The 16,216-nt window shown below is 60.6% G+C and carries 16 protein-coding genes; 11 read left to right on the plus strand and 5 right to left on the minus strand.

All coding sequences use genetic code 11. The features are described from left to right. Positions 1–2 precede the first annotated feature (2 nt). The gene (locus C444_RS17570; protein WP_004594396.1) at positions 3–524 is read right to left on the minus strand and encodes an LUD domain-containing protein; all 522 of its coding nucleotides are present in this window, start codon (positions 522–524) and stop codon (positions 3–5) included. Positions 525–784: 260 nt separating this feature from the next. On the opposite strand from C444_RS17570, the gene C444_RS17575 reads away from it, so the two are divergent. The 9 genes from C444_RS17575 to rhcF all read left to right on the plus strand — a co-directional run bounded on the left by C444_RS17575 (position 785) and on the right by rhcF (position 10,577). Beyond that, positions 785–2,176, plus strand: a complete 1,392-nt coding sequence (locus C444_RS17575) for an ABC transporter substrate-binding protein (RefSeq protein WP_004594397.1) — start codon at positions 785–787, stop codon at positions 2,174–2,176. Between the two features lie 54 nt (positions 2,177–2,230). Continuing rightward, the gene (locus C444_RS17580; protein WP_049909593.1) at positions 2,231–3,157 is read left to right on the plus strand and encodes a carbohydrate ABC transporter permease; all 927 of its coding nucleotides are present in this window, start codon (positions 2,231–2,233) and stop codon (positions 3,155–3,157) included. Then, complete coding sequence (locus tag C444_RS17585) at positions 3,157–4,122, plus strand: carbohydrate ABC transporter permease (RefSeq protein ID WP_004594399.1); 966 nt, start codon at positions 3,157–3,159, stop codon at positions 4,120–4,122. The genes C444_RS17580 and C444_RS17585 overlap by 1 nt, the downstream gene beginning before the upstream one ends. Positions 4,123–4,184: 62 nt before the next feature. Further along, positions 4,185–5,351, plus strand: coding sequence for an ABC transporter ATP-binding protein (locus C444_RS17590; RefSeq protein WP_004594400.1), 1,167 nt, complete (start codon positions 4,185–4,187; stop codon positions 5,349–5,351). 32 nt (positions 5,352–5,383) lie between these two features. Beyond that, entirely contained in the window at positions 5,384–6,415 is a 1,032-nt protein-coding gene (gene rhcE, locus C444_RS17595; protein WP_004594401.1) for a 2-keto-3-deoxy-L-rhamnonate dehydrogenase, read from the plus strand. A gap of 126 nt (positions 6,416–6,541) precedes the next feature. Continuing rightward, positions 6,542–7,747: an L-rhamnonate dehydratase gene (gene rhcD, locus C444_RS17600; RefSeq protein WP_004594402.1), complete on the plus strand. Its 1,206-nt coding sequence runs from the start codon at positions 6,542–6,544 to the stop codon at positions 7,745–7,747. Between the two features lie 3 nt (positions 7,748–7,750). Beyond that, positions 7,751–8,785 carry an LLM class flavin-dependent oxidoreductase gene (locus C444_RS17605; protein ID WP_004594403.1) on the plus strand — a complete coding sequence of 345 codons (1,035 nt, stop codon included), beginning with the start codon at positions 7,751–7,753 and terminating at the stop codon, positions 8,783–8,785. Between the two features lie 144 nt (positions 8,786–8,929). Continuing rightward, positions 8,930–9,688, plus strand: coding sequence for an IclR family transcriptional regulator (locus C444_RS17610; RefSeq protein ID WP_004594404.1), 759 nt, complete (start codon positions 8,930–8,932; stop codon positions 9,686–9,688). 46 nt (positions 9,689–9,734) lie between these two features. After that, positions 9,735–10,577 carry a 2,4-diketo-3-deoxy-L-rhamnonate hydrolase gene (gene rhcF, locus C444_RS17615; protein ID WP_004594405.1) on the plus strand — a complete coding sequence of 281 codons (843 nt, stop codon included), beginning with the start codon at positions 9,735–9,737 and terminating at the stop codon, positions 10,575–10,577. 398 nt (positions 10,578–10,975) lie between these two features. On the opposite strand, the gene C444_RS17620 is transcribed toward rhcF, so the two are convergent. Then, positions 10,976–11,818: a VOC family protein gene (locus C444_RS17620; RefSeq protein WP_004594406.1), complete on the minus strand. Its 843-nt coding sequence runs from the start codon at positions 11,816–11,818 to the stop codon at positions 10,976–10,978. 171 nt (positions 11,819–11,989) lie between these two features. Between C444_RS17620 and C444_RS17625 the strand changes: the two genes are divergently transcribed. Together C444_RS17625 and C444_RS21410 are read left to right on the plus strand one after the other, a co-directional pair. After that, positions 11,990–12,346 (plus strand): winged helix-turn-helix transcriptional regulator, encoded by a 357-nt coding sequence (locus C444_RS17625; RefSeq protein ID WP_004594407.1) that lies wholly within the window; start codon positions 11,990–11,992, stop codon positions 12,344–12,346. Positions 12,347–12,530: 184 nt separating this feature from the next. After that, complete coding sequence (locus C444_RS21410) at positions 12,531–12,707, plus strand: hypothetical protein (protein WP_239641330.1); 177 nt, start codon at positions 12,531–12,533, stop codon at positions 12,705–12,707. Positions 12,708–12,911: 204 nt separating this feature from the next. Here C444_RS21410 and C444_RS17630 read toward each other — a convergent pair whose 3' ends face one another. From C444_RS17630 to C444_RS17640, 3 genes are read right to left on the minus strand one after another with little or no spacing between them, the layout of a single operon-like run. Beyond that, positions 12,912–13,847, minus strand: a complete 936-nt coding sequence (locus tag C444_RS17630) for an ABC transporter ATP-binding protein (RefSeq protein ID WP_004594408.1) — start codon at positions 13,845–13,847, stop codon at positions 12,912–12,914. After that, complete coding sequence (locus C444_RS17635; protein ID WP_004594409.1) at positions 13,847–14,959, minus strand: FecCD family ABC transporter permease; 1,113 nt, start codon at positions 14,957–14,959, stop codon at positions 13,847–13,849. Before C444_RS17635 ends, C444_RS17630 begins: the two co-directional genes overlap by 1 nt. Positions 14,960–14,964: 5 nt before the next feature. Continuing rightward, positions 14,965–16,164: an ABC transporter substrate-binding protein gene (locus tag C444_RS17640; RefSeq protein ID WP_004594410.1), complete on the minus strand. Its 1,200-nt coding sequence runs from the start codon at positions 16,162–16,164 to the stop codon at positions 14,965–14,967. Between the last annotated feature and the right edge of the window lie 52 nt (positions 16,165–16,216).

Below are 16,216 nucleotides of genomic sequence, written 5' to 3' on the forward strand. Positions count from 1 at the left end.
CGTCAGGCCCCCTCCTCGACAACGATGACGTGGACCGTTCTTGGTCCGTGTGCGCCTTTGACGAGCGCGCCCATGTCGGCCGTCGCGCTCGGCCCGGTTGCGATGATTGCACTCTCGCCAGTTTCGTTAAACCGCTCGTCCAGTTTCGCTACGGCCGCATCCATATCGGGCTGGATGTCTTTCTCGTGGATAATCGCAACATGGTGCTCGACAAACAGACTCACGAGTTCGCTGGCCTCGTCAGTCATCGTCAGGACAAGGGAGCCGTAATCACCTATACCGAGGTCGGCGCTGGTGACGCCGGTCGTCGCTTCGCGGAGTTCGACCGGCGTCGGATCGACACTGATCGGCGTTTCTGCCAGCGAGAACGTCTCACCCACGAATCTCTCGTCGAGGGCTACCCCGACTGCGGGCTCTGTGATCGCTTCCTCGATTGCGGCCGTGAGCTCGGCCTCTCTCGTGTGAGTGACTGTCACACCCAATTCATCGAGAGACGCCTCGAACGCCGAGCGTGTGTTTGCCATTGGTACTCGAACGGTTAGTCTACACCGACATTTAGCTTTGGTCTGACCTGTCCATTCCCGCGAGATGGTCGTCCCCATCCCCGTATCCTGTCTACTGTTTGGAAAAGAGTCTCTTCTGGAGAAAATCCGCCACCGGGAGTGCAGAATCCCGGTACATTTATTATATAGGACTGTCCTTTTGGTAATAGTGGATCATGGTAAACAGTAACTCAGCGAGCGGACTCGACAGGCGACAGTATCTGACAGGGCTCAGCGCTGCGATGGCTGCCGGCCTCGCTGGCTGTAGCAGCGGTGGAGACGGCGGCGATGGGGGTGACGGGGATGGCGAATCCGGCAACGGCAGCGACGGCGGCTCCGGGGCGCAAGACCTCGATTTCTGGCTGTTCGGCGGCATCCCCGCGGAACGGGAGTACATCAGCGGACACTACGACAGCTACGGCGACCACAACGTAAGCTACCAGCACCAGGAGTGGGGGCAGAAATACCAGATCATCGCCTCCGCTGCTGCGAACAACAACCTGCCGGACGTGATGGCAGGCCAGTGCCAGCAGATCCCCGACTATGTCGGCGCTCGGGCGATTCAGCCTCTCGACCAGGAGGGGTTCCAGGACCAACTCGAAGAGATAAACAGCCACTTCATCCAGGCCAACATCGACACGGTCGTCTACGAGGGGCTCGGCGACACCGAGAGCGAGCGTCAGTGGGGACTTCCTGGCGGTTACGCCGACCTCGGCCCGTTTATCGACATCCGAACGGACTATCTCGAACAGACGAGCTTCGACCAGCCCCCGCGGAACTGGCCCGAACTGATACAGCTCGGCCAGGAGATGCAGGAGATCGACGACGTCTCCGCAGCGATCACCGCTCCCGGGACCGACTTCGGCCTAACTACCGGCTACTTCATCGGGTTCGTCTACGCGAACGGGGGCCGCTACTTCGATCCCGAGTCGATGGAGGCGACCGTCGACCAGCCGGGCTTCGTCGACGCGGTGAAGCTGTATCAGGACATCGCCGAGGCCGGCCTGTTCCCGGATTCAATGGCGGAGAACAACCACATCGACGCCGGTCGCCTCCTCCGGGAGGGCGAATCGGGCATCTTCATCACGTACTCGCACGCGAACGCGGTGTACCAGACGACCGGTGCCCCCCAGGAGTGGCTCGACGGCGAGGGCCACACCGTCACCCGCGCCCCGCTTCCGGAGAGTCCGTCGGGTGATTTCCAGCCACAGGACCTCCTGTTGCAGAACGCCCAGGGGTTCATGCTGGGTAACGGTACCGAGAGTGACGCGGAGCGACAGGCCGCCTTCGACTACACGAGCTGGTGGAACCAGCCCGAGCAACTGGCTCCCTGGACCTACGCGGCCGAGTCGGACGTGGGAATCCGCGGTCGTGTCCCGACCCTCAAGAGCGCGTTCGAGGAGCCAAGCGACCTGTTCATGAGCCAGTTCGGCGACCTCGTCACGCTGTATGAGAACGACGACCTGTTCACGCGGACCTCGCGGTTCCCCTCGTTCTCCGGCATCGCCTCGATACAGAGCATCATCAACACGCAGGTCATCCAGCCGGTCGTCCTCGGGAACGCGACCGCCGAGGAGGCCTGTAGCAACGCCAACTCCCAGGTGCAGGAAGTCGTCGACGAACAGATCGCCTGAGAGAGGGTGAGCTGTGCCCGAGACTATCACATTCGGCGGAAGCGCCACACATCTATGAGTTACGTAGACCAAGCCCAGTCGTCGTACCGCAGCGCGACCAGATACATCCCCGAGAGCCTGCGAGTGTATCTCCCGATCCTGCCCGTGATGGCGCTGGTGGGACTGTTCATTCTCTATCCTATCGCGCAGGCCATCTATTCGAGCTTCTTCACGAAGAGCCTCCTCGCGCCCAGCGAAGCCGAGTTCGTCGGGCTCGCGAACTACGTCGAAATCTGGGCGGACCCGGACATCCACCAGGTGCTCTGGAACACGTTCGTCTGGGTGACTGTCGGCAGCCTGGCCGCTATCGTCCTCGGGTTCCTGATGGGGTGGCTCCTCGATGAGAAGCTACCCTACACGAGCGTCGCCAGCGCCATCGTCCTGATACCGTGGGTCCTCCCGCGAGTTGTCGGGGCGTCCATCTGGCAGTTCATGTTCGGCGGGTCCCAGGGTATCGTCAACGAACTCCTCGTACAAATGGGAGTCATCGACGAGTACATCGTCATGCTCGGGGCGAACCAGTACTCGCTGTGGCCGCCGATCATCGGGATGGTCTGGCGGCTTGCACCGCTGTTTGCCCTGCTGACGCTCACCTCGTTGCAGGGGATCGACGAGCACCTCTACGAAGCCGCGCGGATGGACGGAGCGACTCCGTGGGAGCAGTTCCGCTACATCACCATCCCGATGATGAAGTACAACCTCGCCATCGGCTTCCTCCTGATGCTCATCTACAACGTCAGGAACTTCTCGATGGTCTGGGTGATGACCAAGGGCGGACCCGGCGTTTCGAGCAGCACGCTGCCGGTGATGATATACCGGGCGGCGTTCATCGACTTCGAGGTCGGATTCGCCTCGGCCCTGTCCGTGTTGCTGTTCGTCGTGTTGCTCGTGTTCTCCTACTACTACATCAAGTTCTACGACAAAGTCCGAGGTGACATGTAATGGCGACAGACAACACAGATCCGACAGCGGAGTACCGAAAGAACCAGTCCTGGCTCTATGACTCGAAAGCGGGCGGATACGTCAGGAAGACGGCGATCGGGCTGCTGACGCTCGTGATCGGCGTGTTCGTCCTGTTCCCGCTGTACTGGATGGTCGTCACAGCGTTCAAGACGACGTCCGAGATTCAGCAGATCCCGCCGACGGTGTTTCCGGCGGACCCGTCGCTCGAAGGGTTCAGGCTCGTCATCGAGTCGTCGATTCAGGCTGGCGGCTACGCAGGGCTAGTGAGCGACCTGTTCGGAATTACCGTGACCTCCGCAATCGACATCAATCTGCTCGGGCTCATCGTCAACAGCCTCAAAGTCGCCGTCGGTGCGGGACTCATCGCTGTCGTCCTCGGCACCGGCGCGTCGTACGTACTGTCGCGGCGCGAGTTCCGTGGGAAGAACCTGCTGATGTCGCTCCTGCTGGCGTCGCTTATGTTCCCCGGGACCGCCATCATGGTTCCAGAGTGGGAGCTCATCTCGACGCTCGGGCTGTTCAACACGCACCTCGCGCTCATCCTCATCTACGGCGCGATGACATCACCATTCGTCGTCTGGCTGATGAAGGGCTTCTTCGACGACTTCCCGGACTCGATCATCGAGGCCTCACAGATCGACCAGTGTACCCCCTTCGAGACGTTCTGGTACGTGCTGGTCCCGATGGCGCGGAACTCGCTCATCGCGTCGTTCATCTTCGCGTTCCTGCTGGCGTGGAACGAACTGGTGTTCGCGCTCACGCTGCTCGACAACTCGAAGTTCACCGTGCCCCCCGGCCTGCTCACGTTCGTCCAGGGGTTCAACACGCAGTGGAACGTCGTCGCGGCGGCGTCGATCATCGTCTCGATCCCGGTGTTGGCCGGTCTGGCCTACATTCAGCGGTACTTCGTGCAGGGGCTGACCGGCGGCGCAATCAAGGGGTAATCTGCCCGCTCCTTTTCGACGGGGCGCTACCTTTATTGTGGGTTAGCCGGTACCTTTCCTCAATGACACACCTCGAACTTGATAGTGTCAAAAAAGTGTTCGGAGACCCGGAGAAGGAAGGGGTCGTCGCGGTCAACGACCTTGACATCGACGTGCCGGACGGCGACTTCCTCGTCCTTCTCGGGCCGAGTGGCTGCGGCAAGACCACGACGCTCCGCATGATCGGGGGACTCGAAGACCCGACGGAAGGCGAAGTCCGATTCGACGGGACCGTGGTCAACGACGTCAAGGCCCGGAACCGCGACGTGGCGATGGTGTTCCAGGACTTCGCCCTGTACCCGCACATGACCGTTCGGGAGAACCTCGGGTTCGGCCTCCGGCGTGAGAACAACGACATGACCGGTACGGAGATCGACGAGCGCGTGACTGAGGTCGCGGAGATGCTCGAAATCGAGGAGTTGCTGAACAACAAACCGGCGCAGCTCTCGGGCGGTCAGAAGCAGCGCGTCGCGCTCGGACGGGCGATTATTCGGGAGCCGCGACTGTTCCTCTTCGACGAGCCGCTGGCGAATCTCGATGCGAAACTGCGAAAGACGATGCGGACGGAGATCGACGAACTCCAGTCGGAGGTCGGCATCACGTCGGCCTATGTCACGCACAACCAGGAGGAGGCGATGACTATCGCGGACAAGATCGCGATCCTCAACGACGGGGAACTCCAGCAGCTCGGGACGCCAGATCAGGTGTTCAACGAGCCGGCGAACCTCTTCGTCGCGCAGTTCGTCGGGAGCCCGGACATGAACCTGTTCCAGGGGGCGCTCAGCGAGCGGGGCGACTCCTACCGCATCGAGATGGACGCCGCTTCTTTTGACATCCCGAAGCGACTCGTCGATACGGAGATCGACACTGACGAGGTTCTTGTCGGCTTCCGTCCGCAGGACCTCTATCAGGCGCGTACCAGAGCGACGAACGGCCCCGAGTTCGACACCCAGGTTCGCGTGGTCGAACCGGTCGGGACCGAAGCAATCGTTCACGGCACGTCGGCCCTCGGTGACGTGACCGCGAAGGTCGGGCGCTTCCACGACCTCGAACCCGAGGATCAGATGGAACTGACTATTGCACCGGAACACGTCTATCTCTTCGATCCCACCACGGAATCGTTGCTGAAAGGGCGTCTCGTCACCGAGCGAGCGGAGGGCGGGACGTCTGCAGATAGCGTCGAAGCGTAGCGAGCGACTCCAGCGATACACTACAACCAATCATGAAAGCAATCGTTCAGACCGGCCCGCGGGAAATCGAGACACAGGACAGAGAGAAACCGACAGTAGAAAGCGACGAGGTGCTCGTTAAAGTCCACACGGCGGGACTCTGTGGGAGTGACGCCCACGCCTACAAGTACGACGGCGGCTACGAGTGGATCCCCATCCCGCGGATAATGGGCCACGAGTACTCCGGCGAAGTCGTCGAAGTGGGAGATAGCGTCGAGGGGTTCGCGGCGGGCGATAAGGTCATCGAGGAACCGATACACGACTGCGGACACTGCTTTCAGTGCAAGAACGGCCAGCCAAACGTCTGCCAGAACTTCTCTATAACGGGGATGCACCGCGACGGCGCGTACGCGGAGTACGTCACCGTCGCCCCGGAGCACCTCCATGCGGTCCCCGAGGCCGTGCCGTTGCGGCAGGCGGCCGTCACGGAGCCGATAAGTATCGCCACGCGGGCGGTGCTCGAACAGTCGGTGACCACGCCCGGGGACAACGTGCTGGTCGAAGGCCCCGGACCTATCGGGGTTCTGGTCGCCGCCGTTGCCGACTCCCTCGGCGCGAACGTCCTCGTGTCCGGCCTCGATCAGGACGCGGTGTATCGGCTCCCGCTGCTGAACGACCTCGGTATCGAAACGGTGAACGCCCAGACGGAGGACCTCGAAGCCCGGGCGGAGTCCCAGACGGACGGTATCGGATTCGACGTCGTGTTCGACTCGACCGGGCACCACTCCGGCATCGGCACGGCGGTCGACCACGTCCGGAAAGGGGGACAGGTCGTCATGGTCGGGATTCCAAACGACACCAGCGAGATCATGTTCACGTCAGCCGTCCGCGGCGAGGTCGATGTCAACACCTCCTATGGCTCGACCTGGACGAACTTCGAACAGGCGCTTCGGCTGATGGAGCGGGGCGAAATCGCCATCGACCAGATACTGGACACGTCTTACAGCATGGACGATCCGGCGGCGGCGTTCGAGGCGTTCCTCGCGTCGGAAACCTGCAAACCGGTCTTCCAGTTCAGCGATTGATCGCGTCGCCCACGCACAACCGCGGACGATTACTGGCGAGACTCCGATCCGGGACAGAGACGACGTGAGACGGTGACAGAAAAGGTTTTACTCCTGCCGAAACACGTCTACGTACGCGTCTGACCTATGGAAATCACAGACATTTCAGCGACGAAAGTAAGCAACGAGTCGTGGGGGGAGTTCATCGAGTTCCCACTCGTCACGATCATGTCGAAGTACGACGAATATCGCAACGTCGACGGCGAGAACCCGCAGGCCCGCCGGAAGTGGATGGGGCCGGTCGGCGACGTGGTCGTCGAAGTCGAGACGGACGCCGGCATCACCGGCGTCGGCGTCGGCAACTGGGGAACCGGCGCTATCGCCACCGTCGTCGAGGAAACGCTCTCGAAGATCGTCGTCGGCGAAGACCCGATTCGACGCGAGCACCTCTGGGAGCAGATGTACCGCGCGACGCTCCCCTTCGGGCGGAAAGGCGTCGCCGTCATGGCGATCAGCGCCGTCGATCAGGCGCTGTGGGACATCGCCGGCAAGGAGGCCGGGAAGCCGGTCTACGAACTGCTCGGCGGCCCGACCAAGACGGAGATCCCCGCCTACGCGTCGAACCTCCACCCCGTCGACATGGAGAAGCTAGAACGCGAGGCCCAAGAGTACGCCGAGGCGGGCTTCGACGCGATGAAACTGCGCTTCCTCCACGGGCCTGAGGACGGTCGCGCCGGCATGGAGAAAAACGAGGAGATCGTCAAGACCGTCCGGGATGCCGTCGGCCACGAGATCGATATCGCGGGCGACGCGTACATGGGCTGGTCTGTCAAGTACGCGAAGAAGATGACTCAGCGGCTCGCGAAGTACGACATGGCGTGGGTCGAAGAGCCCGTAATCGCCGACGATATCTCCGGATACGCCGAGGTCCGGGAGGCTGCGCCGATGCCGATCTCCGGCGGCGAACACGAGTTCACGCGCTGGGGCCACGAGGACCTGCTCGAACGCGACGCCGTCGACATCCTCCAGCCCGATGTGGGCCGCGTCGGCGGTATCACGGAACTGCAGAAGGTCGCGGACATGGCGGAAGTCCACGACGTGCCAGTGATTCCACACGCCGGAACGAACCCCACGCTGCACGCCATTGCGGGGCACACGAACATGCCGATGGCGGAGTACTTCCCGACGCCCGAGTGGTTCCAGGAACAGCAGGAGGAGCAGGACTCGACCTACGCCGACGCCATCTTCGAGAACCCGCCCTCGCCGGAGCACGGGTCGATTCCATTGCCCGATGAACCCGGCATCAGTACGCAACTGAACCACGACGCACTCGAGCACTTCGCCGTGGAGTAACCCATGAGCCAGGACATAAGCTTCGAATACAACGTTCCCGTGTTCGCCGGCGCGCCCGATGCCGGAGACGACGAGCCCGTACACCGCGACACGCCGGAGTACGAGGCGTTGGACTGGGAGACGACCCGCCACGGTATCGAGATGGCAGAAGAGTTGGGCTTCGACGCCGCCTGGGCACCAGACCACCTGATGCTCGGCCGTGACCGCGCCGAGTACGAGTGCTGGACGCTGCTGTCTGCGATGGCCGGGTTCACCGACGACATCAACATCGGTTCGCTCGTGCTGTGTAACGACTACCGGAACCCCGCGCTGGTCGCGAAGATGGCCGCGACGCTGGATGTCATCTCCGAGGGCCGCCTCGAACTCGGTCTCGGAGCCGGCTGGCACGAACCGGAGTACGAGGCCTTCGACTGGGAGTACCGCGACGGGTTCGAGCGACTCATGCGGCTCGACGAGTCCATCCGGCTCATGAAGCGGATGTGGGACGCCGGGGGCGACGGCGCGAGCTTCGACGGCGACCACTACCAGATCACGGACGCACCGTGTGCGCCAACACCAGTTCAGGACCCCCACCCGGAGATTCTCGTCGGCGGCCAGGGCGAGCAGGTGACGCTCAAACTCGTGGCCAAGCACGCCGACGTGTGGAACACGGACGTATTCAACGGCGACGTGGAGACGCTCGAACACAAGACCGGCGTCATCGAAGACCACTGCGAGACTGTCGGTCGCGACCCCGACGAGATTGAGTACTCATGGGACGGTCACGTCATCTGTACGCGGGATGAAGCGAAGTTCGACCGCCTCGTCGACCTGATGACGCCCATTCAGTTCGAGGAGGAGTATCAGGACCAGGCACCAATCGAGACCGAGGCGGACGCACGCGAGTACTTCATCATGGGAACACCGGAAGAGTGTTCCGAGGCCATCGAACGCCGAATCGACGCCGGCGTCACCAAGTTCCAGTGTTGGTTCATCGACTTCCCCGACACGAGCGGGATGGAACTGTTCGCCGACGAGGTCATGCCCCAGTTCCAGTAATCCTGAACGGGGGGTCGGATTCGTTTCGCTGCCGTTCGATTTTTGTGTTCTGTATCCGCTATCGAGGAGTGAAATCTGAGTAATCACCGCACTGTCCGATAATACCGGAAAGATTTATCTCAGAGCGCATAGACCATACGCTATATGAGCACCACCGTACCGGTCAAGGCGGCGAAGATATCCCTCGAAATCGTGGAGATACTGCGGGAGCGAAACGGTGCCGGCGTGTCCGAGATTGCCCGAGCAGTGGACAAACCGACCAGTACCGTCCACGACCACCTACAGACGCTTGAGCACGAGGAGTATCTCGTCAAGGAAGGGACCCAATATCACGTCAGCACCCGGTTCCTCCAGTTGGGGAATCAGGCGCGGTCGCGCAAGAAAGTGTTCGAAATCGCTCGTCCTGAAGTCGACGAACTGGCCGAAAAGACCGGCGAACACTCGAACCTGATGATAGAGGAGCACGGCCTCGGGGTGTTTCTGTACAAGGCCCGTGGGCCTGACGCGGTCCAACTCGATACCCACGCCGGGATGCGCGTCCCCCTGCAGACGACCGCACTCGGAAAGACGATCATGGCGTTCCGTCCGCGTTCGGAGGTGGAGTCGTATCTCGACAGACACGGTCTACCGGAGGTAACGGAACGGACCATCACAGACAGGGAAGCGCTGTTCGAGACGCTCGACCAGGTTCGGGAGCGCGGCTACGCGTACGACGACGAAGAACGGGTCAAGGGGATGCGGTGTCTCGCAGCGCCGATCACGGACCAGGACGACCGCGCAATCGCGGCGGTCAGCGTTTCCGGCCCGAAGAGCCGAATGCAGGGGGATCGGTTCTCCGACGAAATCCCGGAACAGATCCTCCGCAGTGCGAACGTCATCGAGGTGAACCTCACGTACTCGTGACTGCCAAGCACAACAGTTAGGTACCCGGCCATTGCACTCACGGGTGATGCAGTTCACCCGTTACACCACTGATGGGACTCCGCAATGGGGAATCCGTCAAAACGACGAGATCGTGCCACTCAACGGCCTCAGAGAGGATATCACGTATCAACAGCTCACCGATCCCGGCTTCCTTCGGGTCGTCGAAGACGCCGTCGACGCGGCAGCGGATCGAGCAATTCCCGTCGAAGAGGCCAAGCTACTCGCCCCAGTTCCGCGGCCCGGGAAGATCATCTGTGTCGGGCTGAATTACCACGACCACGCCGAGGAGCAGGACGAAGAAGTCCCGGAACGACCGCTGTTGTTCGGGAAGGCCGGCACCGCAGTCACGAACCCCGGCGACCCGATTGTCCACCCGTCGGACATCGACGAAGTCGACTACGAGGTCGAACTCGGCGTCGTCATCGGTCGGACTGCAAAGGACGTCTCAGCTGCGGAGGCACGCGATTATATCGCGGGCTACACCGCGGTCAACGACGTCAGCGGACGGGACGCACAATTCGAGGACGAGCAGTTCTTCCGCGGGAAGAGTTACGACACGTTCGCTCCGATGGGGCCGACGCTGGTACCCGACAGCGAACTGGACCCGAACAGCCTGGACGTGGCCTGTCGCGTGAACGGAGAGACCAAACAGTCCTCGAACACGGAGGAATTTATCTTCGACGTGCCGGAAGTCGTCGAGTACATCAGCGGAATCACCACCCTCCGCCCAGGAGATGTCATCTCGACGGGGACCCCGGGCGGTGTCGGTATCTTCCGCGATCCGCCGGAACTTCTCACACCCGGAGACTCAGTTGACATCGAGATAGAGGGTATCGGAACGCTAACCAATCCCGTTGTTGGCGAATAGTCCATATATACCTCTAAAATAGCTGTTTATATTGGTACTTGTGCCGAAATCGAGTGTAGAATCGGTATAAAAGCACATATTCGGCTTATAGTACCATATTTTGAAAGCTGGGATCGGCCTCTCTAATCTTATTCAGCAACGCAGACTGCGCGAACGATATCCATGACCGCATCCGTGAAGAATACGGCAAGGAAGATATCGAGGGCGTCATTCCGGTAGTCAATCTAGACACCCACGAGCAGATGCAGGTGACCGAACTCTGACCGGGCGGTGAGAAGGCAGTTTCTTTACCCATGGTGCTGGCTGCAACGCCCGTTCAGTAAGCGTGCTTACTGATTACCAATTATTCCTCAAAGTGGTTCAGATGTTCATAAGAACGTGTCGTACAGAGCTAGAAGCTACGTTTCGGTCCGGAACCGCACCTCGATCTCGTCTGGCCCTGTGACTGCGATGCCATCATCCTCCGTCTCAATCACAGGATACTGACTGTCTGTAATTCGGGCTTGGACTCCGTCAAGTGCCTCTGTGTCAGGAAGGAGTACTTCGAACCAAGAGAGGCCCCTGCCGCTGACCGGCTGGGACCGCTGATTCCACGTGTTCGCACCGATGTGGTGGTGGTAGCCCCCAGCAGACACGAATACTGCGCCTGGATCGTCCACTTGTACTTCGAATCCGACAGTGTCCACGTAGAAATTCTGGAATGCCTCCAGCGAGGACACCTCAAGGTGAACGTGCCCGATGTCCGTTCCAGCAGGGAGTCCTGCGTCACCCGCGGCGGCACCTTCCAACGCTTCAAGATCGAGAGGATACGTTCCCATACGAACGCTCCCGTCACCGTTGCGAGGCCAATCCTCACGCGGACGATCCCGGTAGATCTCGATGCCGTTGTCCTCCGGGTCAGTTAGGTACAGTGCCTCACTGACGTCGTGGTCGGACGCACCGCTAAGTTCCCAGTGCTCCCGAATACGAGCTAACGCGTCACCGAGCGCCTCACGCGAGGGGACCCGAAACGCGTTGTGAAAGAGCCCAGCAGCGGAACTGTGTCGTTGGCGTTCATCTTCCTCCCGCGCCAAGATGAGGAGGGGGGTGTCCTCGACACCGAGAACGGAACTGGTGTCGGAGTGATGGAGTACATCGAGCCCAACGATATCCCGGTAGAAGCCGGTCATCTCTTCGATGTCGTTGACGCGGAGTGCGGTCCGTCCGATACGTGTTTGCTGGGGGAGTCCGTCTGTTGTCATTGCGGTCGTTATAATGGATATGAACGCTGTTTAACTATCTGTGGTCCTTGACTTGGACGAGTCAAGAATGCGGTCCTCTTCGTCGAACCATCGAATATTGTAGTTCCATTGCATAACTTGGTTGAATATCAAATCACTAAACAACACAGGCAACAAGAGAATAACCAAGTAATGACGACCCAACCAACCGACGCTGATACGGAGGAAAAGACCGACGCTGAACAGAAAAATTCAGACCTCTGCAACGTCGTTGGAGCAGTCGAAGAGATAGGAACGGAGTGGAAGCTCATCACTCTCCATAATTTGCGTGACGGGGAAAAGCGGTTCAACGAACTCAAACGAGCAACAGGAGCGAGTTCTTACACACTGTCTCGTGTTCTCGATGACTTGGAAGCGGAGGGGTTCGTCGATAACCGCAAGGAGTTGGAGTCGCCGGTCGCCAGTTACTACACGCTGACCGAAAAAGGAGCCGGCCTCTGTCCCGTATTCGAGGCATTAGATGACTGGGGAGCTAATTGGCTTGAATAGACTGAACTGTCTACGTTTCCTCGTTGCTAACTGTTTACTCTGTACCGACCGCTACAAACCAAGTGTGACAACTGTTCGACAACACTCTATTCACCCTGCGTAGTCCAGTGGTGTTTTTTGAACGCTTGCGAAGGGTTCAGGCGAGGTCTATCGAGCTCGATATCGGCACAAGCGTCCTTGTAACATGTACCACGACGGCCGGCGATCAGTACTACTACAGCGGCCAGGAGCCATTCAGTCGGTTCCGCGAGACACCGAGCACATCGCCGACGCCAAAGCGAAGCTGCCGGATGGACAGTACACCAGCAAGTGGGTCCAGCGGCTCTGTCAGAAACGCTCCTACCGCCGCAACACGCCGTGAACGCCTTGCTTCGTGATCTATAGTAGCCATTGAAAATCAATGCACACCTGATCGCACGACAGCAGTGCGATCAGTGTGTAAATCGTTTCAATTGGTACTATAGTCGCCTGTTCTGTCTCTCCGCCTTTGGGGAGTTGAGGGCGACAGAGATCGAACAGCCAGGATTCGTAAGGGAGGCTCGCCCTTGAACAGAGCTCGTGCGCCTCACTCCTGCTTGTTGGAACTACTCTCTCCTCGCTGTAGCATCTCAGATTCATTCGTTTCGTTCCGAGAATGCTCCACGAGCGGATCTAAGGGGACCACCACGGGCCCGTGTTTGGTTTCGATGATCTCCGAGTCGATATCGAACACATCTGCGAGGAGATCATCGGTCACGACCGCTTCAGGCGGACCGTTAGCGTAGATTGTGCCCGCTTTGAGCGCGACAACGTTGTCGGCATAGCGTGCCGCCTGCGAGATATCGTGGAGGACGAGGACAACTGTGGTGTCACTTTCATCACGGAGCCTCTCCACGACTCGCATCACTTCCAGTTGGTGGCGGGGGTCGAGGAACGTCGTCGGCTCGTCCAAGAGGAGGATATCGGTGTCCTGGGCGAGTACCATCGCGATCCAGACGAGTTGCGTCTGTCCACCGCTGAGTGTCCCGACCTCGCGGTCGCGGAGGTGCTCAACGCCGGCCATCGCAATCGCCTCGTCGACGGCTTCCTCGTCGCCGTCGGTCTGTGACTCGAAGAACCCCTGATGGGGGTACCGTCCGCGCTCGACGAGCTCCTCAACGCTGATGGTGTCTGGTGCAGTGTTTTGCTGGGAGAGCCGCCCGAGCTTCCGTGCAAGTTCCTTTGAGTCGAACGAGTCAACACGACGGTCGTCCAGCAGGACGCGGCCATCGTCAGGGTCCAGTCGGTTCGCGAGTGCCTTCAGCAGTGTCGACTTGCCGCTGCCGTTCGGGCCGATGAGCGCCGTCACCTCGCCCTCAGGCACGGCAAGCGTCTGACCGTCGATGACTGGACCATCGGCACCTGGATAGCCGACGACGAGTTCATCCACATCGAGGGCTGTCTGCGACGCCACGGCATCTGTGCCATCGCTCGACGCTTCACGGCTCGTTTCCCGCTCGTGTGACATCTCATTCCCTCGCATCATATTTCACCCAGATTTTCGGTCTTCCGCATCAAATAGAGGAAGTACGGCCCGCCAACCAGCCCCGTGATGATACCGACCGGGAGTTGGATTGGGTTGAGTGCGAGACGCGCGCCGACATCCGCACCGACCAGCAGCGCTGGCCCGAGAAACAGACACCCGAGCAAGAGTCGACGCGAATCGCCACCGACGACGTTCCGGACCATGTGCGGGACGATGAGCCCGACGAAGCCGATGAGCCCCGCGACCGCGATGGCCGCTGCGGTCGACAACACGGCGATGCCGGCGACCGCGAATCGCATCTTTTCGACGGGCATTCCGAGGGAATCTGCGGTTTCCTCGCCGAGTGCGAGTACGTCCAGTTCCTTTGTCACCACGAACGCCAGCACGAGTGCGAGCAGCGTGAACGGGAGTGCGATACGAACCTCTCCCCAGTCAGTGTTCAGCAGCGATCCAGAGAGCCACGCCTGTGCAGACATCACGGTGCTGAGGTCGTCGATAAAAAAGAACAGCGCGCGCTGGACGGACCCGAAGATAGTGCTGACAATGACGCCCGCCAGCACCAGCCGGACAGGGCTAGTGCCGTTCTTCCACGCGATGATGTACACCAGCAGGAATGCTGCACCCCCTCCGATTGCCGCGAGGACGGGCACAAGGGGGAGCAACTCGGAGAACGCCGTGAGGACGACCAGCACGACGAGCCCGGCACCGTCGCTGACCCCGAGGATGTAGGGGCTGGCGAGTTCGTTCCGGGTGATAATCTGGAAGATAGCGCCGGAAACGGCGAGGTTCGCACCGACGAGCACGCCGACGAGGATACGCGGCAGGCGAATGTTCCAGACGATGTGCTGTTGTTGGGTGAACCACTCGGGGATGTCAGCACCGAGCAGGAATGCCCGCCACGCCTCCACGCTGAACAAGATGCTCGGATCGAAGACTGCACCCCACGCTTCTCCCAGCGTCAGCGGAAACGCACCGAAGGTCACCTGCAGGAGTGTCGCCCCGACCAACACTGCGACGCTCCCGAGCGCGACGCCCGCAAGCGTCGAGTCAGTGTACCAGCGACTGGCCGCCGCTCGGCGGTCCGCAAGCCGGTCGAACAGTTCGGCCATCGGTCCTACAGATCTCCGTTGACGATATCAATGAGGCGCTGGCGGTCGAAGAGCTGCTCACTCTCCGAGACGCCGCCGACCGCACCGGGCCACTCGCCGAACTCGTCGGGATAGACTTGCTTCGCGACAGCTTCAGTGGAGAACATGTCGACGATAGGACCCATGTACTGGCCGCCACTCCGGATGACGTTGCCGTTCTGGACGGCGCGGAGTTGCTGGCCGTTCTCGTTGTTCTCGAACGGCTCGATGACGGTGTTCACGAACTCCTCGTGCGTCGTGGATGTGAGTGTGCCGACAGCGCCGATGTAGTCGGGGTCAGCACGGAGCAGTTCCTCGTAACCGACCGGGCCGTCCGGGTACTGCCCCTCGAAAGCGTCCTGCATGCCGAGGCGATAGTAGGACTTGGTATTGTTGCCGAGGCGGTGGAGGGGCGCGATGCGGAACTGGCCGGAGTCGGGGCTGACGCCACGCCAGATGGCGGCGACCGTGGGGCGTTCATCCTCTGGCGGGAGGCCGTCTTCAATGGTGCTCATGAGGTCGTCGTGGAGAGACTGCCAGGCTTGGAACTGCTGTTGGCGCTGGAAAATTTTCGCAACCTTCTCGAAGGCCTCGTACATCGTGTATGGGTTCGGTTCCTCCTGTACGGCGGATTGAGGGGCAAAGCGAAGCGTTGTGCCGAGGAAGGGGCCAGTCCGGGACTCGACGTCCTCGAAGTCAGAGTCGTCCCAGTTGACGTAGCGACCGATGTTGGTTCGGGAGATGAGCCAGACGTCGGCGTCGGCGGCATAGAAGTTCTCCTTGTCGTAGCCGGACTCGGCGTCACTGGCGATCATGGTGATTTGGCTCTCGTCGAACCCGAGGTCGAGGAGGTCGTAGAACTTCAGCGGGGCACGTTCGAGGCCAGTGGTCGCCGTCGGATGGATGCCGAGCGCCATCCCCATGTCGATGAAGGGGCTGGTACCGACGCCGTACGTCTCTGGGATTTCTTCAAACGTGTAAGACTCGTTTGGTTCCATCTGGACCGTGTACGGCGTCGGATCCGACGCCGTGGTTTCTTCAGTCCCGCTTGTAGTTTCTGTGTTTGTCCCGGTATCCGTCGATTCCCCCGTGCTTTCCGTCGGGTCGCCGGTGGTCCCGGTACAGCCAGCGAAACCGGCGGCAATCAGGCTGGCGCTACTCGTGAGCAACTGGCGTCTACGCACCATACATTTTTAGCCCGGCCTAAAACACTTAGTGATTCCCGCTGTTCGAGTTGAC

This window comes from Haloarcula japonica DSM 6131 (genome assembly GCF_000336635.1).
Taxonomy (GTDB): domain Archaea; phylum Halobacteriota; class Halobacteria; order Halobacteriales; family Haloarculaceae; genus Haloarcula; species Haloarcula japonica.